27 protein-coding genes are annotated in these 20,209 nt (G+C 71.0%); 8 read left to right on the top strand and 19 right to left on the bottom strand.

What is annotated here, in order from left to right; translation table 11 throughout:
• Nucleotides 1–181: 181 nt before the first annotated feature.
• The 3 genes from AB0D67_RS19420 to AB0D67_RS19410 all read right to left on the bottom strand — a co-directional run bounded on the left by AB0D67_RS19420 (nucleotide 182) and on the right by AB0D67_RS19410 (nucleotide 1,574).
• Nucleotides 182–514: a tyrosine-type recombinase/integrase gene (locus tag AB0D67_RS19420; protein ID WP_362937032.1), complete on the bottom strand. Its 333-nt coding sequence runs from the start codon at nucleotides 512–514 to the stop codon at nucleotides 182–184.
• 12 nt (nucleotides 515–526) lie between these two features.
• Nucleotides 527–817 (bottom strand): hypothetical protein, encoded by a 291-nt coding sequence (locus tag AB0D67_RS19415; RefSeq protein ID WP_362937029.1) that lies wholly within the window; start codon nucleotides 815–817, stop codon nucleotides 527–529.
• A 289-nt stretch (nucleotides 818–1,106) separates the two neighbouring features.
• Complete coding sequence (locus AB0D67_RS19410; RefSeq protein WP_362937026.1) at nucleotides 1,107–1,574, bottom strand: DIP1984 family protein; 468 nt, start codon at nucleotides 1,572–1,574, stop codon at nucleotides 1,107–1,109.
• Nucleotides 1,575–2,292: 718 nt separating this feature from the next.
• Here AB0D67_RS19410 and AB0D67_RS19405 point away from each other — a divergent pair.
• The 3 genes from AB0D67_RS19405 (at nucleotide 2,293) to AB0D67_RS19395 (ending at nucleotide 3,670) form a co-directional block, all read left to right on the top strand.
• Nucleotides 2,293–2,532 carry a DUF2283 domain-containing protein gene (locus AB0D67_RS19405; protein WP_362937023.1) on the top strand — a complete coding sequence of 80 codons (240 nt, stop codon included), beginning with the start codon at nucleotides 2,293–2,295 and terminating at the stop codon, nucleotides 2,530–2,532.
• Nucleotides 2,533–2,748: 216 nt separating this feature from the next.
• The gene (locus tag AB0D67_RS19400) at nucleotides 2,749–3,264 is read left to right on the top strand and encodes a hypothetical protein (RefSeq protein WP_362937020.1); all 516 of its coding nucleotides are present in this window, start codon (nucleotides 2,749–2,751) and stop codon (nucleotides 3,262–3,264) included.
• A 205-nt stretch (nucleotides 3,265–3,469) separates the two neighbouring features.
• Nucleotides 3,470–3,670, top strand: coding sequence for a hypothetical protein (locus AB0D67_RS19395; protein WP_362937017.1), 201 nt, complete (start codon nucleotides 3,470–3,472; stop codon nucleotides 3,668–3,670).
• A 60-nt stretch (nucleotides 3,671–3,730) separates the two neighbouring features.
• Here AB0D67_RS19395 and AB0D67_RS19390 read toward each other — a convergent pair whose 3' ends face one another.
• On the bottom strand, nucleotides 3,731–4,207 hold the full coding sequence (locus AB0D67_RS19390) for a lamin tail domain-containing protein (RefSeq protein WP_362937014.1): 477 nt from the start codon (nucleotides 4,205–4,207) through the stop codon (nucleotides 3,731–3,733).
• Between the two features lie 1,112 nt (nucleotides 4,208–5,319).
• On the opposite strand from AB0D67_RS19390, the gene AB0D67_RS19385 reads away from it, so the two are divergent.
• A complete protein-coding gene (locus AB0D67_RS19385; protein ID WP_362937011.1) occupies nucleotides 5,320–5,910 on the top strand; it encodes a hypothetical protein in 591 nt (196 codons plus the stop codon).
• A 149-nt stretch (nucleotides 5,911–6,059) separates the two neighbouring features.
• Here AB0D67_RS19385 and AB0D67_RS19380 read toward each other — a convergent pair whose 3' ends face one another.
• The 5 genes from AB0D67_RS19380 to AB0D67_RS19360 all read right to left on the bottom strand — a co-directional run bounded on the left by AB0D67_RS19380 (nucleotide 6,060) and on the right by AB0D67_RS19360 (nucleotide 11,144).
• Complete coding sequence (locus AB0D67_RS19380; protein ID WP_362937008.1) at nucleotides 6,060–7,349, bottom strand: erythromycin esterase family protein; 1,290 nt, start codon at nucleotides 7,347–7,349, stop codon at nucleotides 6,060–6,062.
• 1 nt (nucleotide 7,350) lies between these two features.
• The gene (locus AB0D67_RS19375) at nucleotides 7,351–8,133 is read right to left on the bottom strand and encodes an ABC transporter permease (RefSeq protein ID WP_362937005.1); all 783 of its coding nucleotides are present in this window, start codon (nucleotides 8,131–8,133) and stop codon (nucleotides 7,351–7,353) included.
• Between the two features lie 32 nt (nucleotides 8,134–8,165).
• Nucleotides 8,166–8,879 carry an ATP-binding cassette domain-containing protein gene (locus AB0D67_RS19370; RefSeq protein ID WP_362937002.1) on the bottom strand — a complete coding sequence of 238 codons (714 nt, stop codon included), beginning with the start codon at nucleotides 8,877–8,879 and terminating at the stop codon, nucleotides 8,166–8,168.
• 133 nt (nucleotides 8,880–9,012) lie between these two features.
• Nucleotides 9,013–9,885, bottom strand: a complete 873-nt coding sequence (locus AB0D67_RS19365; RefSeq protein ID WP_362936999.1) for an LLM class flavin-dependent oxidoreductase — start codon at nucleotides 9,883–9,885, stop codon at nucleotides 9,013–9,015.
• A gap of 278 nt (nucleotides 9,886–10,163) precedes the next feature.
• A complete protein-coding gene (locus AB0D67_RS19360) occupies nucleotides 10,164–11,144 on the bottom strand; it encodes an RNA polymerase sigma-70 factor (RefSeq protein WP_362936996.1) in 981 nt (326 codons plus the stop codon).
• 179 nt (nucleotides 11,145–11,323) lie between these two features.
• Between AB0D67_RS19360 and AB0D67_RS19355 the strand changes: the two genes are divergently transcribed.
• The gene (locus tag AB0D67_RS19355; RefSeq protein WP_362936993.1) at nucleotides 11,324–11,707 is read left to right on the top strand and encodes a DoxX family protein; all 384 of its coding nucleotides are present in this window, start codon (nucleotides 11,324–11,326) and stop codon (nucleotides 11,705–11,707) included.
• A gap of 106 nt (nucleotides 11,708–11,813) precedes the next feature.
• On the opposite strand, the gene AB0D67_RS19350 is transcribed toward AB0D67_RS19355, so the two are convergent.
• The 7 genes from AB0D67_RS19350 to AB0D67_RS19320 form a co-directional block, all read right to left on the bottom strand.
• A complete protein-coding gene (locus AB0D67_RS19350) occupies nucleotides 11,814–12,182 on the bottom strand; it encodes a barstar family protein (RefSeq protein ID WP_362936990.1) in 369 nt (122 codons plus the stop codon).
• 80 nt (nucleotides 12,183–12,262) lie between these two features.
• Nucleotides 12,263–12,676 (bottom strand): ribonuclease domain-containing protein, encoded by a 414-nt coding sequence (locus AB0D67_RS19345; protein WP_362936987.1) that lies wholly within the window; start codon nucleotides 12,674–12,676, stop codon nucleotides 12,263–12,265.
• A gap of 92 nt (nucleotides 12,677–12,768) precedes the next feature.
• The gene (locus AB0D67_RS19340) at nucleotides 12,769–13,038 is read right to left on the bottom strand and encodes a hypothetical protein (RefSeq protein ID WP_362936983.1); all 270 of its coding nucleotides are present in this window, start codon (nucleotides 13,036–13,038) and stop codon (nucleotides 12,769–12,771) included.
• A 121-nt stretch (nucleotides 13,039–13,159) separates the two neighbouring features.
• Nucleotides 13,160–13,582 carry a hypothetical protein gene (locus AB0D67_RS19335; protein ID WP_362936980.1) on the bottom strand — a complete coding sequence of 141 codons (423 nt, stop codon included), beginning with the start codon at nucleotides 13,580–13,582 and terminating at the stop codon, nucleotides 13,160–13,162.
• Nucleotides 13,579–13,857 (bottom strand): CopG family transcriptional regulator, encoded by a 279-nt coding sequence (locus AB0D67_RS19330; protein WP_362936977.1) that lies wholly within the window; start codon nucleotides 13,855–13,857, stop codon nucleotides 13,579–13,581. The genes AB0D67_RS19335 and AB0D67_RS19330 overlap by 4 nt, the downstream gene beginning before the upstream one ends.
• Nucleotides 13,858–13,996: 139 nt before the next feature.
• The gene (locus AB0D67_RS19325) at nucleotides 13,997–14,842 is read right to left on the bottom strand and encodes an alpha/beta hydrolase (protein WP_362936973.1); all 846 of its coding nucleotides are present in this window, start codon (nucleotides 14,840–14,842) and stop codon (nucleotides 13,997–13,999) included.
• Nucleotides 14,839–15,276 carry a MarR family transcriptional regulator gene (locus AB0D67_RS19320; protein WP_362936970.1) on the bottom strand — a complete coding sequence of 146 codons (438 nt, stop codon included), beginning with the start codon at nucleotides 15,274–15,276 and terminating at the stop codon, nucleotides 14,839–14,841. The genes AB0D67_RS19325 and AB0D67_RS19320 overlap by 4 nt, the downstream gene beginning before the upstream one ends.
• Nucleotides 15,277–15,420: 144 nt before the next feature.
• Here AB0D67_RS19320 and AB0D67_RS19315 point away from each other — a divergent pair, with 144 nt between their 5' ends.
• Entirely contained in the window at nucleotides 15,421–16,077 is a 657-nt protein-coding gene (locus AB0D67_RS19315; protein WP_362936967.1) for a hypothetical protein, read from the top strand.
• A gap of 14 nt (nucleotides 16,078–16,091) precedes the next feature.
• Here the strand turns inward: AB0D67_RS19315 and AB0D67_RS19310 are convergent, their stop codons facing one another.
• Nucleotides 16,092–16,514, bottom strand: a complete 423-nt coding sequence (locus AB0D67_RS19310) for a substrate-binding domain-containing protein (RefSeq protein WP_362936964.1) — start codon at nucleotides 16,512–16,514, stop codon at nucleotides 16,092–16,094.
• Here AB0D67_RS19310 and AB0D67_RS19305 point away from each other — a divergent pair.
• The gene (locus tag AB0D67_RS19305; protein ID WP_362936961.1) at nucleotides 16,513–18,189 is read left to right on the top strand and encodes a family 43 glycosylhydrolase; all 1,677 of its coding nucleotides are present in this window, start codon (nucleotides 16,513–16,515) and stop codon (nucleotides 18,187–18,189) included. The genes AB0D67_RS19310 and AB0D67_RS19305 overlap by 2 nt on opposite strands.
• Before the next feature lie 67 nt (nucleotides 18,190–18,256).
• On the opposite strand, the gene AB0D67_RS19300 is transcribed toward AB0D67_RS19305, so the two are convergent.
• A complete protein-coding gene (locus tag AB0D67_RS19300) occupies nucleotides 18,257–19,234 on the bottom strand; it encodes a DsbA family oxidoreductase (protein WP_362936958.1) in 978 nt (325 codons plus the stop codon).
• 57 nt (nucleotides 19,235–19,291) lie between these two features.
• Here AB0D67_RS19300 and AB0D67_RS19295 point away from each other — a divergent pair, with 57 nt between their 5' ends.
• On the top strand, nucleotides 19,292–19,849 hold the full coding sequence (locus tag AB0D67_RS19295) for a TetR/AcrR family transcriptional regulator (protein ID WP_362936955.1): 558 nt from the start codon (nucleotides 19,292–19,294) through the stop codon (nucleotides 19,847–19,849).
• 30 nt (nucleotides 19,850–19,879) lie between these two features.
• Here the strand turns inward: AB0D67_RS19295 and AB0D67_RS19290 are convergent, their stop codons facing one another.
• Nucleotides 19,880–20,182 carry a hypothetical protein gene (locus tag AB0D67_RS19290; protein ID WP_362936952.1) on the bottom strand — a complete coding sequence of 101 codons (303 nt, stop codon included), beginning with the start codon at nucleotides 20,180–20,182 and terminating at the stop codon, nucleotides 19,880–19,882.
• Nucleotides 20,183–20,209 lie beyond the last annotated feature (27 nt).

Genomic DNA, 20,209 nt, shown 5'->3' with positions numbered 1-20,209 from the left:
TACGCGATCACACCCCACCGCACCGCATCTACTACCTGACCAGCATGTGAGTGCCCCGGCCTGGACTCTGCCCTTCCCTTGTAAACAGAAGGTCAGGGGTTCGATTCCCCTCGTCGGCTCGCAGCGAAGAAGGCCCCTGAACAGGAGATATGCCGTCAGGGGCCTTCTGTGTATTCGGTGCTCAGCCGGTGTTCTCGGCGTCTTTGGGAGCCACTCCGGGAGCCACCGGCCTTTGTCCGCCCAGCAGTGCCCCGGAGATTGCCGCCGTCGCCGCGCGTTTCTCGCCTTCCACGAGATGGCCGTAGACGTCCTTGGTGATCGCGATGCTCGCGTGCCCGAGGGCCTCGGAGACGACGTGCAGCGGGGTGCCCTGGGCGAGCATGAGCGAGGCCCCCGAGTGCCGCAGCTCGTGCGGGTGCCAGTGCCCGAGGCCGGCCTTCCGCGCGAGGTTGGAGAACAGGTGCGAGAAGGTGTCCGGGTCCGAGGGATTGCCGAAGACGGTCGGGAAGATCAACCTGTGCTCGGTTCACTCCTGCCCGGCCTGGAGGCGCTCGGCGTTGTGCGCGGCCCGGTGCCACTTGAGCGCGTCGACCAGCTCCGGAGTCAGGCAGAGCGTACGGCGTGACCTCCTGGTCTTCAGCTCCGAGAGCACGAGCTTGGTCTTCCGCTCGGCCCCCGGAACGCGGTTCTTGATGCGCTTGACGGCGTGGGTCACCCGCAGGGTTCCGGCTTCCGGATCGAAGCCGTCCCACATCAGCCCGAGCGCCTCACCGCGACGCAGCCCGAAGACGAGCGCCAGCAGGACCAGCCCCCTCAACCGGCGCGGTTCAGGCTATGGTCGTCGGATCTCTGATGTCATGACTGAACAACGGCTGTGCGATCGGGGCGCGGAGTCCCCTTGCCCGCCCTCGCCGTCGTGGATCTGCACCCGGTGGTGTGCCGTGCCCTGTGCGCCGTCACCTGTGCGGTGTGCTGGGCATGCGGTGTGTTCCGGGGAGTCGAACCCCTGCGCCTGCCCTCGGCGCGCCAGGAGTGAGCCGGATTGCCCGCCGGCTCGCGGGTTCGTGCACGCCTCCACGTCGGCTACCTGCTCCGCACCTGAATTGTCAGTCCAGCAGGTCGACCTCCCAGTTGGTGCGCTGGATGAGCGTGTCGACCTCGCGTATCTGCTGGGCGAGGTCGTCGGACTGGGTGCGCAGCGCGGCCACCGGCAGTGCTGGGATCATCTTCAGCTCCGAGCGCAGCTGCCGGAACCCACGTTGCCCGTCACCAGCGGCGGCATCCGCGGCGGAGGTGACTGTGGCGTGCCGCAGCCGCAGCACGTCGCGGCGGGCCAGCGCGTCGGTCAGCGTGCCGCCTGTCTCAAGCCGGGTGGCGGCGTTGGTGCGGTTGATCCGTCGAATCAGCGACTCCAGTTCACTGAGGACCTCGCCGGCTTCGGTCAGCAGGGCGGCGGCATCCTCGGCGGGCGCCTCGCCCTCCTGGTAGCGGGCGCTGGCGGCGATGCGGGCGCGCAGTTGTTCGGCACGGCGCGCCGCATCCGCGCGAAGCGCAAGTGCCTCAGCAAGCTTCATACCAACCATTATGGGCAGCGAAGATCGGCCAGCGCCTTCCATTTTCGTCGATGCGGCTGCGTCAATGGGCAGGGCATCGGAACCACACCTTCTGGGGCCGCGCTGCTCCACGGATCGCCGATGGCTCGCAACGTCGGGCGCACGGACACCCGGGCCCGGCATCGCCGTGCCGGCGCGCGCCCCGACCACCGGGGGCAGGGGTGCCGCCGGATGCACACGGATAATGCGCCTGGGTCCACGGCGCCGAGCAAGCGGTCGGGCCGCCCGCGTGGAGATGGGTCGAACCGCGCAACACGCGCTCATCTGCATGAGCAGAAGCGTTGCCGGCGACATGATGGCTGGTCCGCGCAGAGTTTGAGTCGATAGCCATGTCGTGATCATGTAAAGCCTCAGGCGGGGCCGAAGCGTCAAGCGTGCACGGGACAGGACACAGATGTTCGCACAGCAGCGAGATACAGCGACGCCGCCTTACACGATCACCCACCACCGGCCCGCATCTACCGCCTGAGCAGGCGGGGATGCCGTTGACGAGACGTCTGCCCTTCCCTTGTGAACAGAAGGTCAGGGGTTCGATTCCCCTCGTCGGCTCGCAGCGAAGAAGGCCCCTGAGCAGGCGATATGCCGTCAGGGGTTTTTCTTTTGTCGAGGCGATTTCGCGATCTTGCCAACACCTTTGCTAACAGCAGGAGGAACGGCGTCCTTGAAGAGGCATCCCGGTATGTGGACCTACGATCCGGAAGCCGAAGGCACCTACGTCTACCTGCACGGCCCGATCCCTCCGGGAGGCGCGGTGAGGACGGTCACGGCGGACGACGCGATGGTGAACTTCGACCTCGACAAGGACGGCAAGGTGATCGGCATCGAGATCCTCGCCGCCTGGCCGGGAGAGCACGGCCTCGAACACGAACAAGGGCCCTCCGAGGGAGAGCACTCGGGAGAGAACGAGGACTCAGGCTGAGCCCTCGACCGCCTGAGCGAAGACGCCGGTGACTGCGGCCCGAAGCCGCCCGGCGAGGGCAGGGGGCCGAGGACCCATTCGATGTCCACCATCGGCCAGGGAAGGCGCTTCGCCTCGGGGGAGCCGTGCCCACTCGTAATGTCAGTCGCGTGCCCTAGCGTGTCCACCTGCCACAAGGCGGCCATGTCGCCATGGACCCCGGACAGGAGCGCTTACATGGGTGTCTTCTATGAGTACTACCGCGCCGCGGACCGTGCTGCGGCGACCGTCCAGCCCGAGCATTCCCGCGAGATCGCCGATGCCTCGCGTGGAGTTCCGGAGTTCGATGTGGTGGTGACCAAATGGATCGACCCCGATGTGATCCTGGGTCAGCTCGTCGCGTTCGCCGGCCAGGTCGACTATTCCCTGGGGCTGGTCGAGACAGTGGTGCTGTACCCACCTCCGGAGGCCGCGCCGCGAAGCGACGAGGAGTGGGATGCCCTGCCCGAAGATTCTCCGTACCTCGAAGGGACCTGCATCACGGAACTGCCGGCGAAGGCTCGTGACATGCTCGCCGGTGTGGACGACGCCCGCCTGCCGATGCTGGCGGAGCAGTGGGCGGGCATCGAGGAGTTCTCCCGCTTCACCGATGATGACGACGGGTACATGCTGTCGCTCACCAAGGATCTCGTCGGCCTGGCGCGTCGTGCGAGAGATGACGATCAGCTGCTCTACTGCTGGATGTCCTTGTGACGAGCCTGCCGGCCGTGCCCGATGAGGCGGGGGATGACAGAGGCCCCGTCGCTTCTGGAATTCGGGCTGTCTCCCCGATACGACGCCTTCCGGCAGCTGTCCTCACGGTATGAGTGATCAGCCTGTACGCCCACACGTTCCCGGTGAGCCTCGGGTGCCTCGTACCGTCGATGGGATCGCCGCCGCCCTCCAAGGCGGCCGGCGGATGGAGTTCTACCGTGAGCTCGGTCAGGCGCCCTTGGACCAGGCTGAGGTGATCCTGCGCCGTTGGTGGTGCGAGGCGATGCTCGACACCGATCCCGAGGCGGATCGGATTCGCGATGCCGCACTGGAGGGCACCCTTCCTTCCGTCGCTCTTGTGGATGTTGTTGCCCGTCGGGAGACGTGGGGCCTGCCCGTCGAGTGATTCCGACTCCCGGCTGCTTCCGGGAGGGGATGTGCCGGCCGGCGGGCCCGTTCCTTACGGCTACAGGCAGTTGACCGACGCGGCCCGGGAGTTGTTGTACGAGCAGGAGTCGATGAGCTTTCCGGACGGGTTGCGTACATAGCCCGTGTCCGAGGCCTGGTTCCAGATGTAGGCGAACGTCCCCCCGGACCGGCCCCAGTAGCGGGTGGTGGAGGTGTTCCTGCCCTTGCCGGTCCTTACCGTGACCGTCTTCCCGGCGCCGAGGGTGAACGCGTCGAACGTGTAGACGTGGTCCGGCGCGGCCGTCTTGTCGCGAAGGGTCCACCCCTTGAGGTTGATCGCCTTCCGGGTGGTGTTCCTGAGCTGAGCCCACTCGCCGTTCAGGCTGCTGTTCGCTCCGTTGTCCGGTGACCCCGGGGAGTTGTAGTAGATCTTCACGAACTGGACCGCGGGGAGCGTGGCGGCCTGCGCCGGTGCGATGGACACGAACGGCAGGGTCAGAGCGGCGGCGAACAGGGCGAGAGGGAGGGGGCGCACCGTGGATCCTTCGGCGTGTGAGGTATGAGGCAAATGTGAGACGGTTGCCCCGCGGTGCAGGTTGGCATGTGAACTCGGTTTTCTCCGCATCTCGCAGGATCGGCCGGATTTCGTCCGGCGCAGCGGGAACCGGCGGGCTACCGGCCGGCGTACGCGTGGGTGCGGTTCTCTTCCGTCGGCATCGGTTCAAGCCCGCAGGTCTCTTTCATCGGCATCGGTTCAAGCCCGCAGGGGGCGTCGATGACGGGAGCCGTGCCCTCGTAGGTCCTGTCGTTTCGAAAGGCCTGAGGCCGGGCTGTCTTCCGGTGCGGTTTTTGAGCCGCTCCGAATTTCATCGAGGTTGTGGTCCGCTCCGAGCCCTGTGGAATCGCGTTTCCGGATTCTCATGCCGCGATGGCCGTTTCCCGCCCACTATCGGGATCGGCATGCCGAGGCCGCTGTGCCGTCGCCGGTGGCGAGCGATCACGGCTCCGGTCCGGCCGGACGGTCGATGCCGGTTCACCTCAGGCTGTTCGAGCACGTCGTGCATCTGGCGACGGCCGCCAGGCGAAGATTCCCCTCGGTGGCCTGGACAGGGCTGCCGGGGCTGATGCGATCCCAGGCGCCGGGTTCCGGCGCGCGGACCCACCCCCAGGCTGGAGCGACCACATCGGACTCGCTCATGTGATCACAAGCGCCCGGCAGGTGGGCCATCCTCCTGGAGGAGATCAGGATGGTGTCCGGCGCGAACTTCACCCAGCGAACCTGGTCGGCGGCGCCTGGCGTCCGGCGTGGCGCATCAGCCCCGGACACGGCGCACGCACAGCCTTCGCCGACGAACAAATCGCACCGCTCGCAACGTTCCATTCGTCTCTCCCGCCATTTGGAATGCGCAAGAGCCTATGGCACTGAGCTTGAAAGGTCAGCGTCACCAGAAGAGGGTGGTCGTTCACCGGTCGATGCGGGATCATCCGGCCCGCCGTGTCGTCATGGGGTACGGATGACATGTGCGCCCTTTTCTCTGCTCGGTCGTTCTGGTCCTTCTGATGTCGGGGTGCGGCACCACCGGTGACGCCGCTGAGGAGAACGCCCGGGCACAGGCGGAAAGCCTGGCCGAGGCGCTTGGGAACGTCATGTCCTGGAAGACGGAGGACTTCGGGTTCTTCGTCTCCCGGCGAGAGGGTGTGGACCTTCTGGCCATCGGCGGTGACAAGCGGAACAGAGCCGATCCGCTGAGGCTGGTGGTGCGGGTCGTGGGCACGGCCACGGGTGCGGCGGGCGGAGCCCGTCCTGGGGCGTCCACCCCGTTGCCGGATGCCGTCAGGTGCTTCGAGATCGGCGTCTACCGATCCGACGTCGTCGTCGACGACGTCGACTGCCCCCGGCGAACGCCCCTGCGTTTCCCCGGCCCGCCCAGGTTTCCCGCCCGGATCGTCGAACGGCTGCGGGACACCCTGCCCCGCCAGGCGGATCCGGCGAAGGTCCGGCAGGCCGTGTCGCGGCTGGACCTGGATCGGAGGATCACGCAGGAGATCACCGTCAGGGACGGGACGATCGGTGTCGCCCTCAGGGAAGGGGTCGACGGCACCTGCCTGTACGCGCGGGTCGGGGCCGGTCGGGTAGAGGTCTGGCATCCGTACCGCATCGTTCCGGGCGGCGACGACGTCGAGTCCTGCAGGGCGGTCGGCGCGGCCCTCGGGTACTTCGAGCGGGCGAACCACTGAGATCCGCCACGGAGGCCCCGCCGCGGGCGGGCGTCCCTGCAGGACCACCGGAGCGGTCTCGCCCGGCGCCCGGCGCGATCATCCACACCCCGCCGGAGCGGTTGTCGGACCCGGCCACCTGCTGTTCCGCGAACCGGCCGGTTCCGAGGTCACAGCGGGGTGACCGGCGAGGCGTGAGGTGCGTAGACCAGGGCGTCGTACGCCTTGGCGGGGACCGTTTTCACGGTGTAGGCCGCGAGCACGCCGCTGTAGTCCGCCTGGAAGGCGTCGCCGACGCTGCCCATCGGGATCTCCGTGTTGAGCAGCTTCCGGTTGGCGGGCTGCGCCGAGGCCCGCCTGATGTCCACGTAACCCAGCGGTTCGCTGCCGAACAGCTTGGCCAGGGGGGAGGGGTTGGTCACGCTGAATCGTTTGCGTTCCCCGGAGGCCTCGTCCTTGCTGATGAAGGTGCTCTCGCCGAAGTCGGTGCCGATCGTGAAGTAGTCGCCGCCGTACGCGGCGGCCAGCCGCCGGCCCATCGACTCGTAGGAGAACGCCGCACCGCTCTTGTCGATGTGGCCGTTGTGACCGGCCAGCACGAGCTGCTTCCGCCCCTGGCCGGCCTCGACGTCGGTGATCCACGTGACGTTCTCGGCCATCCAGGCGTCACGTTTGGCGGCGTACCGGTCGCCGGAGGTCTGCAGTCGCGCGCCGCGCAGGATGGTCTCGGCGTGGTGCGCGGCGAGGACGAACGCCTCCGGAGAGGAGGCCTTCACGTACCTCTCCCGGCCGGTTCTCATCTGGGCGACGATCCGCTCGGCGGCCGTGGCGGCGGCGGCCGTCTTCTTCTCGTCCTGCCTGGCCCGGCCGGCGTCGGTGAGGTCGGCCAGTGACGTCTCCGCCTGCCGGCCCAGCGCCGGATCCACCTGGGCGAGGTAGCTCAGCAGCCGCTTCTTGTTGAGGTCGTAGCGCTGCATGTCGAAGCCGTACAGGCGCACCTTGTCCGCGTCGGAGACGGTGGCGTTGTGGTCGTGGATCCAGGTGAGGAGGTCCGCGGTCTCCCTGGTCCGGTAGATGTCGAAGCCGAGCGCGGTGGCGGCCTCCTCCGCGCTGCCCCGGTTCTCCCTGACGTAGTCGTCGGCGGCGGCGGTGCCGCCGAAGTCGGCCTCCAGGGCGATGGCGCGGAAACCGTGCTCGCGCACCAGGGTACGGATGATCGACAGGCGGACCTGGGCGAACTCCCTGTTGCCGTGGGTGGCCTCACCGATCCCGACCAGGCGTCTGGACGCGGCGGTGTCGAGCGGTGCTTCGCCGACGGCGACCACGGCGTCGGACGTCACGTGGGAGGTGTCCACCTTCGTGGCCGCGCAGCCGGTCGCGGCCAGCATGGGCGGTACGGCCAGCGCGGTCAGCGCGGCCAGGGTGGCGGTGAGCGGCGTGCGGGTGCGGGCGTCTCCCATCTCAGCCGATCTCCTTGCGGATCACGCGCGCCGTACCGGTCGCCAGCGGGACGACGATCCAGAAGGACACCGAGGCGGCCAGCCGGGCGACGTCGCCGCCGGTCATGTGCCCCTCCATCAGGGGGCCGGCCGTGGTGTTCAGGTCGAGCCAGCCGGCCAGGGTCTCGCCGACGGAGCCGATCCTGGCGACCGCGCTCCACAGCGCGGGAGCGGACAGGCAGATCACGATCGCGGCGGGGGCGTTCAGCAGCAGCATGCCCAGGGCGAGGCCCATCGCGACCACGAGGACGTTCGCGGCGGTCCAGCCCAGCAGCGCCACGGGCGTGAGGTCCCAGTCGGCCGGGACGTGCCGGACGGCGGAGACGGCGGCCGTCACCGGCACCGCGACCAGGATCGCGAACGCGGAGGCCGCCACGGCGGCGATCAGCGGCGGCAGGCACTTGGCCGCCAGCACCCGCCCGCGCCGGGGTTCGAGGGTGAAGGTGGTCAGGGCGGTGCGGTGGCTCCACTCGCCGGTCACCGTGAGGATGCCGAGCACCGGCAGCAGGGTGCCGAGGCTGAGCCCGGCGGTGCCGATCAGGACCTCCAGCCGCGGGCCGGCGTAGAGGCCCCGTCCGGCGATGGCGCCCACGGTCAGCACGACCATGACCGCGGTCATGATCTTTCCGCTGCGGGTGTCGAAGAGCTTGCGGGTCTCGACGGCCAGCAGCCGCCGGAACGGGGTCGGTGTCCGGGTCCGGCCGATGCCGGCGGTGTCCGGGCCGACGGTCGTGGTGTCGCTCATGATGCTCCTGGACGCGAGGGTGTCGGGGGTGGTCATGCCGGGTGCCGGCCGGTGCCCGCGGTCAGTTCGAGGAAGGTCTCCTCAAGGCTCCGGCCCCGGCCGAGCTCCTCGACGGAGCCCTGGACGAGGACGCGGCCGTGGCCGATCATCACGATGCGGTCGGCGATCCGCTCCACCTCGTGCAGCAGGTGTGAGCTCAGCAGTACCGCGCATCCCGACTCGGCCAGTCCGCGCAGCAGCCCGCGCATCCAGTGGAGTCCCTGGGGGTCGAGGCCGTTGGCGGGCTCGTCCAGGACGAGCGCCCGAGGACGGCCGAGGAGGGCGTGGCCGATGCCGAGCCGCTGCCGCATCCCGAGCGAGTAGCCGCGGACGGTCCGGCCGCCTTCGCGGGCGCTCAGCCCGACCATGTCGAGGACCTCGTCGACCCGCGATTTCGGCAGGCCGAGGGTCATCGCGCCCAGGGTCAGGATCTCCCGGCCGGTGCGGCCGGGGTGCTGGGCGCCGGCGTCGAGCAGCGTGCCGACCTGGTAGGCCGGGCTGTCTAGCTCGGCGTACGGCCGGCCCAGCACGGTGGCCGAGCCGGAGGTGGCGCGGGAGAGGCCGAGGAGGACGCGCAGGGCCGTCGACTTCCCGGCGCCGTTGGGGCTGAGGAACCCGGTGACGCTCCCCGCCTCGACGGTGAAGGACACGTCGTCGAGTGCCCTCACCTCTCCGTAGACCTTGCTGACGTGGCTGAACTCGATCATTGGTCCAGTTCACCGCAGGCGGGGCCGCCGGTCATCGGTCCTGGGGCGAGGGCCGCCGTACCCGGGTCCAGGCTCGTCGCCCGGGATCTCGACCCGGGTCGACCCGGTCCTGGACCCGGGTCGGCAGGGGGCGTCAGGACAGGGCGGCGCGCAGTGCCGGAAGGACCTCGTGGGCGAGGCGTTCGGTCTGCGTGTGCGGTTCGGGACCGGCCGGCATGAAGTTGAACGAGGTGAACCCCAGCTTCGCGAAGCCGGTCAGCCGTTCGACCACCGCCTGCGCGGGGCCGCCGAGGACGGCCGCGTCGTCCTCGGGGCCGTCGATCCACACCGGGACGTTGTAGACGCAGGCGATCTCCGCCGGATCCCGGCCGGCCTCGGCGGCGGCGGCCAGGACACGCTCGCGCATGGCCGCCGCCTGCTCGGGCGGGGCGAAGCCGAGCGACGGGATCCAGCCGTCGGCCAGCCGTCCCGTGGCCGCGAGCGCCCGGGGACCGTAGGTGCCGAGCCAGATGGGGATGGGGGTGTCCGGCTTCGGCTCCAGCTCGGCGGCCTGGGTGTGGTAGCGGTCGCCCCGGTAGGTGAACCGCTGCTGCGACCACAGGCCGCGCAGGATGTGGATGGCGTCGGTCATCCCGTCGACCTTCTCGCGGGGTGAGGGCACGTCCAGGCCGAAGGCGCGGAACTCGTCGTCGGAGTGGCCGCCGCCGAGCCCGAGGATCAGGCGGCCGCCGGACAGCCGGTGCAACGTCTCGGCCATCTTGGCGACCATCGCGGGCGGACGGTAGGGCACGCCCAGCACGCGGGTCGCGATGTGGATCCGGGAGGTGGCCGCGGCGACCCAGGTCAGCATCGTCCAGGTCTCATGGGTCGGCGAGTCGCCGCACGGGTGATCGGACGTGGAGACGAAGTCGAAGCCCAGTTCCTCCGCCGCCACGGCGTCGCGGACCGGGTCTGTTCCCGGGCCGGCCGCGGGGGAGAGTCCCACCCCGAACAGTGATCCACCCATGATGTGACCGCCTTTCACCGGGGAAGCGCCCGGTGTCCCGTACGGCCGGGACCGAAGGCGCCACACCGGATCATTTTTGTTTACATGTAACCGAAAAACTAGGCCGCTGATCGGTTACATGTCAACCAACGCTCCAGGCTGGGACGTGTGGACGCGCCGCCGCGCTGGCTGAGCGACCGGGAGCAACGAGCGTGGACGGGCTACCGCAGGATGCGCCTGCTGCTGGACGCGCAGATCGTCCGCGACCTCCAGCGCGACTCCGGCTTGTCGGCTCCGGACTACGACGTGCTCTCCGACCTGACCGAGAGCGAGGGGAACCGCCGGCGGCTCAGCGGAGTCTTCCGTGCGATGCGCGACAGCTTCTCCGGGTTGCGTACGGCGTAGAGCCCGGTGACGAGGCCGTCGTCGACGCGGATCGCCATGACGGTGTCGATCTGTCCGCCGAACCGGACGAGCAACGCCGGGTTGCCGTTGACCTGCACCGGTTCGAGGGACATCGCGGCATCGACCTTTCCCGGCCCGATGACCAGCAGGCGGGCCACCTTGTCGGCCCCCACGACGGGCCGCGGCACGGCCTGCACGACTCCGCCGCCGTCGCCCAGGAGGACGGCGTCCGGCGCGAGGATGTCGAGCAGGCTCTGCAGGTCACCGGTCTCGACGGCCCGCTGGAACGCCGCCAGCGCGTCGCGGGTCTGGGCCGGGGACACGGCGCCCCGCGGCCGGCGGGCGGTGACGTGCGTCCGGGCCCGGTGGGCGATCTGCCGTACGGCGGCCGGGCTCTTGCCGACGGCGTCGGCGATCTCGTCGTAGCCGAGGCCGAACACCTCGCGCAGCACGAACACCGCCCGCTCGGTCGGCTGAAGCGTTTCCAGCACCAGCAGCATCGCCATCGAGACGCTCTCGGCCAGCTCGACGTCCTCGGCCACGTCGGGTGCGGTCAGCAGCGGCTCGGGCAGCCAGGGCCCGACGTAGGACTCCTTCCGCCGGCCGAGCGTGCGCAGCCGCATGAGCGCCTGCCGGGTGGTGACCTTGACCAGGTACGCACGCTGATCCAGCACGGTGTCCAGGTCGACGCCCACCCATCGCAGCCAGGTCTCCTGCAGGACGTCCTCGGCGTCGGCGGCCGAGCCGAGCATCTCGTAGGCGACCGTGAACAGCAGGTTGCGGTGCGCGAGGAACACCTCCGTGGCGGGATCCACGCGGTCGCCACGGCCGGACGGTCCGGCTGTGCCCGCCGCGCGCTCGCCGTACTCGCTCATGACCGGCTCCTGCCTGTTCGCCCTCGGATCACGCCGTACACGAGATGCCGGTCCCCGCCGTTCTGTGACACCCGGGATCGATGGCGTATGTCACATGACCACGCTGTCACAGGGTTCGGGTCGTCGGCATCTTCTGTCCGGAGAACGGAAACCGTCGACAACCTCGTATGGAGATCCTCATGAACCTCGCGCTGTGGATCATCGCCGGACTGCTGGCCGCCGTCCTGCTGGTCAGCACCTCGAAGATGTTCGTGCCCAGGGAGAAGATCGCCTCCGTGGGTCACGCCGGGGAATGGGTGCTGGACTTCAGCCCCGGCGCTCTCCGCGGCATCGGAGTCCTTGAGATCCTGGCCGCGGCGGGTCTGATCCTGCCCGCCGTACTCGGCGTCGCGCCGGTCATGGTGCCTGTGACCGCCGTCTGCGTGGCGTTGCTGTTCGCCGGCGCGGCGACCATGCGTCTCCGCCGTGGGGAGAGGGCGACGATCGTGCCCGACCTGGTCTATCTCGCCATGGCCGTGTTCGTGGCGTGGGGCCGTTTCGGCCCGGGGTCCTTCACCGGCTGACCCGGTACGGCGTCCGGCCGCCGCTGCCCGGAGCGGCTCGACGGACGGCGGGGCATGTGGGTGGCCGTGTCCCGGTGGGGAGCCGTACGGCAACCGCACGGCCGGGTCAGGGGAGGGCGGCGGCGATGCGCTCGCGGAGCAGGGGCTTCTTCGCGGGGTCCGTGTGGAGCACCGTGGTGAGCCCGTCCTCGGCGGCGCCGGCCAGTACGGCGAGCAGGACGGCGAGCTGCTCGGACGGCTCGGCGTCCAGCAGTTCCTCCGCGTGCTCCACGATCAGCCGGACCTCTCCCACGTCCCGCAGGCAGTCGGTGAGGGCGTCCCAGTTGCGGCCGAAGTGGTCCGGCAGGCGCAGGGCCCGCGCCGCCTCCTCGAAGAAGGCCGCGCGGGTCCGGCAGGCCCGCCCGTCGACCACCGCCGGGGCCGGGGCGGTGGTCACCGTCAGCCACGGCGGCAGCGGACGTGCGGTGGAGGTCATGAGAGGTCCCAAGGGGTTCTGAGAGGCTCCGGGTTCCACCCCGCGGATCCTCGCCACGGCGAGGATCCGCGAAACGGAGCCTAGAGGCGGTAGAAGTCGGTGTAGTGGTTCGGCGAGAACCAGGTCACGCCGGTGCTGCGGTTGACGACGATCCGGTACGCGTCGCGCGCGGCGCCGTACGCCCGGGAGTACACGTCGTACTCGTAGTACGTGGCGCCGCTGGGCAGCTGGCCCTCCCGGTTGTAGAAGCGACCGCCGGTGTAGTTGTACCTGCCGCCGGGCCAGGAATACCAGCCGGCGGTGGTGGGATATCCCTTTCCTGCCCAGATCGAGTCGGCCGAGCGCGCGTCGGCGCAGCGGGACATCGTGCAGGAGGCGTAGACCGACGCGTGGGCGGGGACGGCGGTGGTCATCCCGGTCAGGGACACGACGGCGGCGATCATGACCATGAGTCGCTTCGCCCAGGACGGCCGGAAGCGGTGCGTGGGGGGCACGGGGTCCTCCTTGCTGGGGGGAGAGGGCACCGTCAGCATCTCTTACAGGGCGAGTCAGAACAAAGGGTCAGAGCGCTACGAAACCATGAATTTCACACGACACCTGCCGAGGCGTTCACCCGGGGCCTTCCCTTGTCGGCGCAGTCGCCGGAGAACTCTTCGATGACGGCGCCCTCGACATCCAGCAGGACGCTCTTCCCGGCTGCAGGGGGAGCCGAGGCAGGGCCGGGGGAAGCCGGGGCTGCGGTGGTGGAGCCAGCGGCCACGTGTTCCGCGCCGGCGCCGTCGTCCACCGCTGCCCGCAGCAACAGGAGGGCCGCGACCAGCGCGCCCACCGCGACGACGCCCGCGAGAACCAGCACGCGTCTGCCGCTATGTGCGGATCATCCAGGAACGGCGTGGCCTGGGCAACCGGACGGAATATTGAGGCCCGGCTTTCTGGAAGCGCTCGAATGGGCCTGCGACATGGCGAAGCGGAGAACGTCACACCTTTTTCAGGACGATCGAATCGGGGACCAGCTTCTCCAGATCGTCCATATCCGAGGTGAAAAGGGTCACCTGTCCCTTCTGCTGTCGCGAGATGACCGCCAGCACCGCGTCGATGGCGTACTTGTGGCCGTGCAGTTCGGCGTCCGCCAGAAGCCGGCGGGCCTGACGAGCCTCGTCCTTTCCGATGTCGGCGACGTTGATCCGGGAAAGGACCCAGTCCCAGCGTTGCTCGGTGATCCTGCCGTCGTACGCCTCGATCACGGTCATCGGAGACGTCACCACCTCCGCCTGTCCCCGGGCCGCGAGATCGAGCCAGGCGATCATTTTTCTGTCACCCCGAACGGCCAGGGACAAGGCTTGGCGGTCGAATACGAAGATCCGTAACGGCTGCTCACGCTCGCCGCTTCGTTTCCTCACGCGGCCTCTCCCGCGTTCCGCTTCCCTCCGGCGCGGCGGCGCTCGTGCTCGGCATCAAGGTCTTCCAGTTCGTGCAGTGCCGTTGCGCGTTCGTCCTCGGTGACCGGCCCGTACTCCTCCTCCAGCCAGTTCACCACCTCCAGAAGCCGATCCCGGTCACGCTTGAAGCGCAACGCCTCGGCGACGTACGCCGACAATCCCCGCTCGGCCGCATCCGTGCGGATCTCATCAAGGAGTTCTTCGGGAATCGTCACCGTTATCTTCTTGGTCGCCATATCAGTGACCATACTCCCGGTATCGATGTCCTTACCAGCGCTTCGGCGTGCTTTCGCCGTGCCTTCCTCTCACCGATGACGGCATGCGGGCGAGCCGAACCGCGGGCGTTCGGCCGAGTCGTCGCGGGAGGGCCGGGCCTCACAGGAGGAACGGCAGGATCCGTTCGGCCACCGCCGGGGCCGGCTTCCGTTCCGACGGGCCCATGTGGTTGAGGCCGTCCAGGGTTTCGAGCACGGCGGTGGGAAGGGTGTCGCGGAGCATGACGAACTCCTCCCGGTGCCTCTGCGGGGTGCGGCCGCCCACCAGCAGCAGAACCGGGGCGGTGACGTCCGCGAACTCGGCGAGCCGGCCGTACTGGGCGGCGATCTGCTCGTGCTCGCGCGCGCAGGACTCCAGAAGAGGACGCATCCGCTGCCAGGCCGGTCCGCGGAACGCCGCGCGGAACACCATCCGCAGGTACCAGTGCGGCAGCTTGGTCATGAAGGCCGGCGCGCCGCCCGACCCCTGGACGAAGTGGATGAACGCCCCGTAGGGGTCTCCGGCGGCCAGCCGCTCCCGGAAGGGGGCCAACCAGGCGGTGGGGACGGGGGCGCACGCCACCCCGGGCTCGTAGACCGCGATGCGGTCGAACAGGGAGTGCGACCGCGCGGTCTCGAGGACGACGAGGCCGCCGTAGCTGTGCCCGAACGCCAGTCGCGCCCCGGTGTCCGCCTGGACGGCGATGAGGTCCTCCACCTCCTTCTCCAGGGAGTAGCCGGGCCCCTGGGGACCGCTGGCGCCGCGGCCTCGCCGGTCGACGACGTGCACCGTGAAGGACCGGGCCAGCGGGGCGGCCAGCGGCAGGTAGTCCTCCGCGGTCTTCAGTGTTCCGCCGAGCACGATGAGGTCGGGCCCGGAGCCCATGGTCCGGTAGCCGATCGCCGTGCCGTCGGCCGAGACGGCCGTGCGCAGGCTGGAGAGCGGGGTCTGAAGGTTCTCACTCATTTTCCGGTCTCCCTCTCCAGTCCCTCGAACGTCGCCAGCAGTCGCGCGGTGTGCTCGGCGTACTCGTCGTACGGCACGCCGCTGCGCGCGACGATCCCGGCCAGCTTGCCCTCCAGGTCCTGCTGGATGGAGGTGACCAGCCGCTTCCCCTCGTCGGTGAGGCTGAGCCGCCGGCGGTTCCCCCCGGCGGGGTCGGGCCGGACGTCGAGGAGCCCGTCGGCGGCGAGGACCGAGGTCATGCGGCTCACCGACGGCTCGGTCACGCCGAGGTACTCGGCGAGGGTCCGCTGCGTCGAGGCTCCCAGCTCCCCCACGAGGGTGAGCGCAACGAAGCGGCTGTAGGAGACGTTGTACTCCGCCCGCAGGATCCGGTCGGCGGCCCGGTCCAGCCGGGCGGTGAGTACGTGGAGGCTCAGGCTCAGGCTGCGTTCCATGCCGATAAGTTAGCAACCTAACTTAGCCAATGCAAGTTACTTTCCGGCTCTTCGTTCCAGGAGACGGAGAAGCGGCGGCGGGCCGTGGCCGACGGTGGTTCCGGCCGTCCGGGTGAGGGTCCGCGCGGCGGTATGGTCCGTGGCATGTCACAGCCCCGCGAAACCGCGCCGCCCCGGTCCCCCGTCACCGCCGACGACGTCGACGAGGCCGTACGGCTCGCCGTGGAGGTCGTCCGCCGCGTGCCCGTGACCGCGTGGGACGACATGGCGGGCTCGCTGGAGTGGACCCGCTGGGAGACCGTCGAGCACCTGAGCGACGACCTCTTCGCCTACGCCGTGCAGCTCGGCCTCCGCACACCGCCCGGCGACCGCGAGGTGCCCTTCCGTCTGGAGCGGCTCAGGCCCGGTGGCCCGCGGAACGCGGTCCACGCCGACCGCGCGGCGGGCCCGGAGGCGCTGCCGCAGGTGCTGGAGACGAGCGGCGCGCTGCTGTCCGCCATGGTGCGCACGACGCCGCCGGAGGTCCGTGCCCACCATGTCTTCGGGGCCTCCGACCCGGAGGGGTTCGCCGCGATGGGGATCGTGGAGGCCCTGGTGCACATCCACGACGTTGCCGGGGGACTCGGGCTCGGCTGGGCGCCGCCCGCCGGCCTGTGCGAGCGGGTGCTCGCCCGGCTGTTCCCGGACGCCCCGAGGGACACCGGCCCCTGGGCCACCCTGCTGTGGGCCACCGGGCGCGGCGAGCTTCCCGGCCGCCCCCGCCTGACCTCCTGGCGCTGGTACGGCGAGCCGCGGCCGTAGCCGCGGGCGGGCGGTCAGACGGAAGCGGTGCTGTGCCGTACGACGATGCCGGTGGGCGGTTCCACCCGGACCGGCGGATCCCCCGGCAGCGGGGCGGCCAGCGCGGCGGCGCCCAGCTCGGGCCAGGGCCGGCGGACGGTGGTCAGCGCGGGGGTGACGTGGACCGCCGCCACCGAGTCGTCGAAACCGATCACGCTCACGTCGCCGGGTACGCGCAGACCGAGTCCGGCGAGGGCCTGGAAGACCCCGACGGCCATCGCGTCGGAGCAGGCGAAGACGGCGGTCGGCGGGACCGGCAGGGCGCCGAACATCGCGACGGTGGCCTGCCGGGCGGGGCGCCGTTGACCCCGGAGTCCCGTTGCCGCAGGGTTTCCAGCAGACCGGCCGCGTGGCGCGCGGCCGGCGCCCGTGGAGCCCACGAAGGAGTATCCGGCCATGCCCACCGCCCCGACGGACAGAAGGACCGGCCCCCGGACCGGAAGGACCGGTCCCCGGACCGCCGACCTCGGAGACGGCACCTACCGCAACCCCGTGCTCGACGCCGACTGGTCGGACCCCGACGCGATCCGCGTCGGTGAGGACTTCTACCTGACGGCCTCCAGCTTCTCCAAGGTGCCCGGCCTGCCGATTCTGCACTCGCGCGACCTGGTCAACTGGACCGTCATCGGGCACGCCCTGCCCACGCTCGCCGGGCTGACCAGGCCGGAGCCGGGCCAACGGGTCTGGGCGCCCTCGCTGCGTCACCACGACGGCCGGTTCTGGATCTTCTACGGTGACCCCGACCGCGGCGTCCACGTGCTCACCGCCGCCGACCCGCGCGGCCCCTGGAGCGAACCCCGCCTGCTCAAGGCCGGGCTCGGCCTCATCGACCCGTGTCCGTTCTGGGACGACGACGGCAGCGCCTACCTCGTGCACGGCTGGGCCCGCAGCCGCGCCGGGGTGAACAACCGGCTGACCCTGCACCGGATGACGCCGGACGCCACGCGGCTGCTGGACGAGGGCCGGATCGTCGTCGACGGCGACCGGCTGCCCGGCTACCGGACGCTGGAGGGGCCCAAGCTCTACCGGCGTGACGGCCACTGCTGGATCTTCGCGCCCGCCGGGGGAGTGGCAGACGGCTGGCAGTCGGTCTTCCGAGCCCGCGACATCGCCGGGCCGTACGAGGACCGGATCGTGCTGCGACAGGGGGACACCGACGTCAACGGGCCGCACCAGGGCGCGTGGGTGGACGCCCCCGACGGTTCGCACTGGTTCCTGCACTTCCAGGACCGAGGGCCCTTCGGCAGGGTCGTCCACCTGCAGCCGCTGCGCTGGGACGCCGACGGCTGGCCGGTCGTCGGCGACGGCGGGCGTCCCGTGCCGGGCGGGCGCAAGCCCGTCGCCGGATGCGAGCCCGCCGCCCCGCCGGTCAGCGACGACTTCGCAGGCCCGGAGCCCGGCCCGCAGTGGCACCGGCCGGTCAACCCGCGCCCGGGACAGTGTTCGTCCGGCGATGGGATGTTAACGCTCACCTGTCTTCCCGGTCCCGATGACCTGCGCGAACACGGCGGGATCCTGGCGCAGCGGCTGCCCGCCGGGCCGTTCGCCGCCGTCACGCGGCTGACGCTGGACGCCGAGCCGGGCGCCCGTGCCGGGCTGGTGGTCCTCGGCCGGGCCTACGCCTGGCTCGGGGTGGAGCTCACCGCCGCCGGGCCGGTGCTGGCCTGCCGTACGGCGGGCGAGGGGGAGGCGGAGCGGGACCTGGCGCCGCCGGTGCCGCTGGAACGGCCGGAGGCCGAGCTCCGCGTCGAGGTGGACGCCCGCGGCAGATGCGTCTTCCGCGCCGGCGAGGGCGCCGGCGGGGACATCGGCACGGGCGGGGTCTTCGACGCGGTGCCGGGCGTGTGGGTGGGCGCGGTCCTCGGGCTCTTCGCGGCGGGAGAGGCGGGAGAGGCGGGAGAGGCGGCCCGCCCTGCCACGGGCGGGACGGTCCGCGCCACCACGGGCGGAGCGGGCCGCGCGGCCACGGACGGGACGGTCCGCCTCACCACGGGCGGAGCGGATCGCGCCACCAGGGACGGGACGGCCCGCGCCTCCTTCCGGCGGTTCGACGTCACAGCCGGCACCCCATGAGGGGAGTGGGGCCGGGTCGCCGGGTGGACGTGTCCCGTCCACCCGGACGCCCGTGGGCGGGCGCGGCTCAGCCGTACTCCGGGGACATGGCGGCGGCCATGTTCAGGTGCGCGGCGGCCTCCTCCGCGAGGCCCTGCCGCCGCAGGGTGCGGCCGAGCAGGAGCCGGGCGTAGGAGTCGTCCGGCGCGACGGCGACCAGCCGCTCCAGCGTGGCGCGGGCCCGGCCGAGCTGCGCCGAGGCGAAGTAGGCGCGGGCGGCCGGCATCAGCACGTTGCGGTCGTCGCCGTGCGCGCCGAGCAGGGGCCGCAGCAGGACCAGCGCCCCGAGCGGGTCGCGCCGGTCGAGGAGGGCCTCGGCGTGGCGCAGCCGCTCCACCTCCTCGGGCAGCTCGCGGCGGTGGCCGCCCCGGGCGGCGAAGTCCCGGATCACCTCGGCGGGCTGGGCGCCGGCCAGCGCGCGGTCACCGACGACGATCGTCGGAGAGGTCGTCACCCCGCGCGCCCTGCCGACGAGGAGCAGCTCCCGCACCTCGTCCTCACCCGCTCCGGTCTCCAGCAGCGCGCCGCCGTCGGCGAAGCCGGCCTCGGCCGCGGCGGCGGCGAGGGTCCGGCGGTCGGCGATGTCGTCGCCGTCGACGAAGTGGGCCCGCATCACCCGCTCGGCCACGGCGTTCTGCAGCTCCGCGCCGCCGTGCTCGTAGGCGAGGAACAGCAGGCGGTGCGCGTCATGGCTGCTCGCCCGCCAGGCCGCGCCCCAGCGCGGGCCGATCCCCTCCGCGGCGGCGATGTCCGAGACCCGCGTCCGGTTCTCCCCCGGGGACAGGCCGGGCGCGCAGACGCGCAGCGCGGTGTCCACCGCGGGGTCGGCGAGCGCCTCCTCAAGGGGGACGGACCGCGCCGGCGCGGTGGGGTCGATCCGGAACGGCCGCCACACGACCTCGACGGGGACGCCGTCGAAGACCGGGTCGGCCAGTGCCGCCTCCAGCCGCCGCTTGCCGATGTACGCCCATCCGCAGACCACGTCCGCCCAGATCTCGATTCGCATGACGGGCAACTTATACGACATGTGTCTATTATGCAACACCTGTTGTATAGTCCCGGCATGAAGGCGGACGACCCCCGAGTACGGCGCACCCGCGCGCGGCTGCGCACAGCGGTCCTCACCCTGGCCGCGGAGAAGGACGTGGGCGCCATCACGGTGTCCGAGGTCGCCAGGTGCGCCGGGGTGAACCGGGCGACGGTCTACCTGCACTTCCCCGACGTCGACGCGCTCGTGACCGACGCCATGGAGGAGGCGGTGACCCAGGTGGCCCGGGCCGCCGCGCTGTGCCCGCGCGACGCGCCCCGCGACCGGACCCCCGAGCCGCTGACCGTCCTGTTCGGTCACGTGGCCGCCGCGGCCCCGCTGTACCGGCGGATGCTGGGACCCCAGGGCAGCGCGCTGTTCGTCACGCGCATGCGCGAACGGCTCACCGCCGAGCTGGCCGGGCGCCTCGCCGGCGGGTCCCGCGCCGGAGGGCCCGGCGACGTCCCCGCGGAGACGCACGCCGCCTACCTGGCCGGCGCACTCACCGGTGTGATCGCGCACTGGGTCACCGGCGACCCCCCGGCGCCCGCGGATGAGATCGCGCTGGCGTTCTGGCGCCTCTTCCGCGCCTGACGTCCCGCCCGGCGCCTGGTACGGGCCCGGTCAGAAAAACGCGGGCAGCCCGGGGAAGCGGTACGCGCCGGAGGGGTGCAACTCGGTCATGACCGGAGGCTCGTCGCACCGCTCGTCGAGCGTCGCGCGGAAGCGTCTGAAGGTCTCCATCCGGCCCAGTACCTCCGGGCCGTGTTCGACCTCCACGAGGTGCACGAAGCCCACCTCGTCGGCGAGCCGGAAGACCGCCTCGCGCAGGCCCTCCGGGCGGAGCGCCGCCATCTCCTCCTGTACGGCGCGCAACGATTCGAGGTGCTCCTCCAGCCGATCCGGCCGGATTCGGTAACGGATCATCACCCACATGGCCGGTTTCCTCCGCGT

The sequence above is a fragment of the Streptosporangium sp. NPDC048047 genome (assembly GCF_040653115.1).
In the GTDB taxonomy this organism is placed as follows: Bacteria; Actinomycetota; Actinomycetes; order Streptosporangiales; family Streptosporangiaceae; genus Streptosporangium.
This window is presented reverse-complemented; position numbering and strand designations above follow the sequence as displayed.

Coding starts and splice junctions, on each gene's coding strand:
- AB0D67_RS19385 (WP_362937011.1), top strand. CDS start 5,320: ATGTCCTGGAAGACGGAGGACTTCGGGTTCTTCGTCTCCCGGCGAGAG.
- AB0D67_RS19395 (WP_362937017.1), top strand. CDS start 3,470: ATGGAGTTCTACCGTGAGCTCGGTCAGGCGCCCTTGGACCAGGCTGAG.
- AB0D67_RS19405 (WP_362937023.1), top strand. CDS start 2,293: ATGTGGACCTACGATCCGGAAGCCGAAGGCACCTACGTCTACCTGCAC.
- AB0D67_RS19370 (WP_362937002.1), bottom strand. CDS start 8,879: ATGATCGAGTTCAGCCACGTCAGCAAGGTCTACGGAGAGGTGAGGGCA.
- AB0D67_RS19365 (WP_362936999.1), bottom strand. CDS start 9,885: ATGGGTGGATCACTGTTCGGGGTGGGACTCTCCCCCGCGGCCGGCCCG.
- AB0D67_RS19400 (WP_362937020.1), top strand. CDS start 2,749: ATGGGTGTCTTCTATGAGTACTACCGCGCCGCGGACCGTGCTGCGGCG.
- AB0D67_RS19295 (WP_362936955.1), top strand. CDS start 19,292: ATGAAGGCGGACGACCCCCGAGTACGGCGCACCCGCGCGCGGCTGCGC.
- AB0D67_RS19305 (WP_362936961.1), top strand. CDS start 16,513: ATGCCCACCGCCCCGACGGACAGAAGGACCGGCCCCCGGACCGGAAGG.
- AB0D67_RS19315 (WP_362936967.1), top strand. CDS start 15,421: ATGTCACAGCCCCGCGAAACCGCGCCGCCCCGGTCCCCCGTCACCGCC.
- AB0D67_RS19350 (WP_362936990.1), bottom strand. CDS start 12,182: ATGACCTCCACCGCACGTCCGCTGCCGCCGTGGCTGACGGTGACCACC.
- AB0D67_RS19410 (WP_362937026.1), bottom strand. CDS start 1,574: ATGAAGCTTGCTGAGGCACTTGCGCTTCGCGCGGATGCGGCGCGCCGT.
- AB0D67_RS19330 (WP_362936977.1), bottom strand. CDS start 13,857: ATGGCGACCAAGAAGATAACGGTGACGATTCCCGAAGAACTCCTTGAT.
- AB0D67_RS19290 (WP_362936952.1), bottom strand. CDS start 20,182: ATGATCCGTTACCGAATCCGGCCGGATCGGCTGGAGGAGCACCTCGAA.
- AB0D67_RS19360 (WP_362936996.1), bottom strand. CDS start 11,144: ATGAGCGAGTACGGCGAGCGCGCGGCGGGCACAGCCGGACCGTCCGGC.
- AB0D67_RS19320 (WP_362936970.1), bottom strand. CDS start 15,276: ATGGAACGCAGCCTGAGCCTGAGCCTCCACGTACTCACCGCCCGGCTG.
- AB0D67_RS19380 (WP_362937008.1), bottom strand. CDS start 7,349: ATGGGAGACGCCCGCACCCGCACGCCGCTCACCGCCACCCTGGCCGCG.
- AB0D67_RS19375 (WP_362937005.1), bottom strand. CDS start 8,133: ATGAGCGACACCACGACCGTCGGCCCGGACACCGCCGGCATCGGCCGG.
- AB0D67_RS19300 (WP_362936958.1), bottom strand. CDS start 19,234: ATGCGAATCGAGATCTGGGCGGACGTGGTCTGCGGATGGGCGTACATC.
- AB0D67_RS19325 (WP_362936973.1), bottom strand. CDS start 14,842: ATGAGTGAGAACCTTCAGACCCCGCTCTCCAGCCTGCGCACGGCCGTC.
- AB0D67_RS19310 (WP_362936964.1), bottom strand. CDS start 16,514: ATGGCCGGATACTCCTTCGTGGGCTCCACGGGCGCCGGCCGCGCGCCA.
- AB0D67_RS19355 (WP_362936993.1), top strand. CDS start 11,324: ATGAACCTCGCGCTGTGGATCATCGCCGGACTGCTGGCCGCCGTCCTG.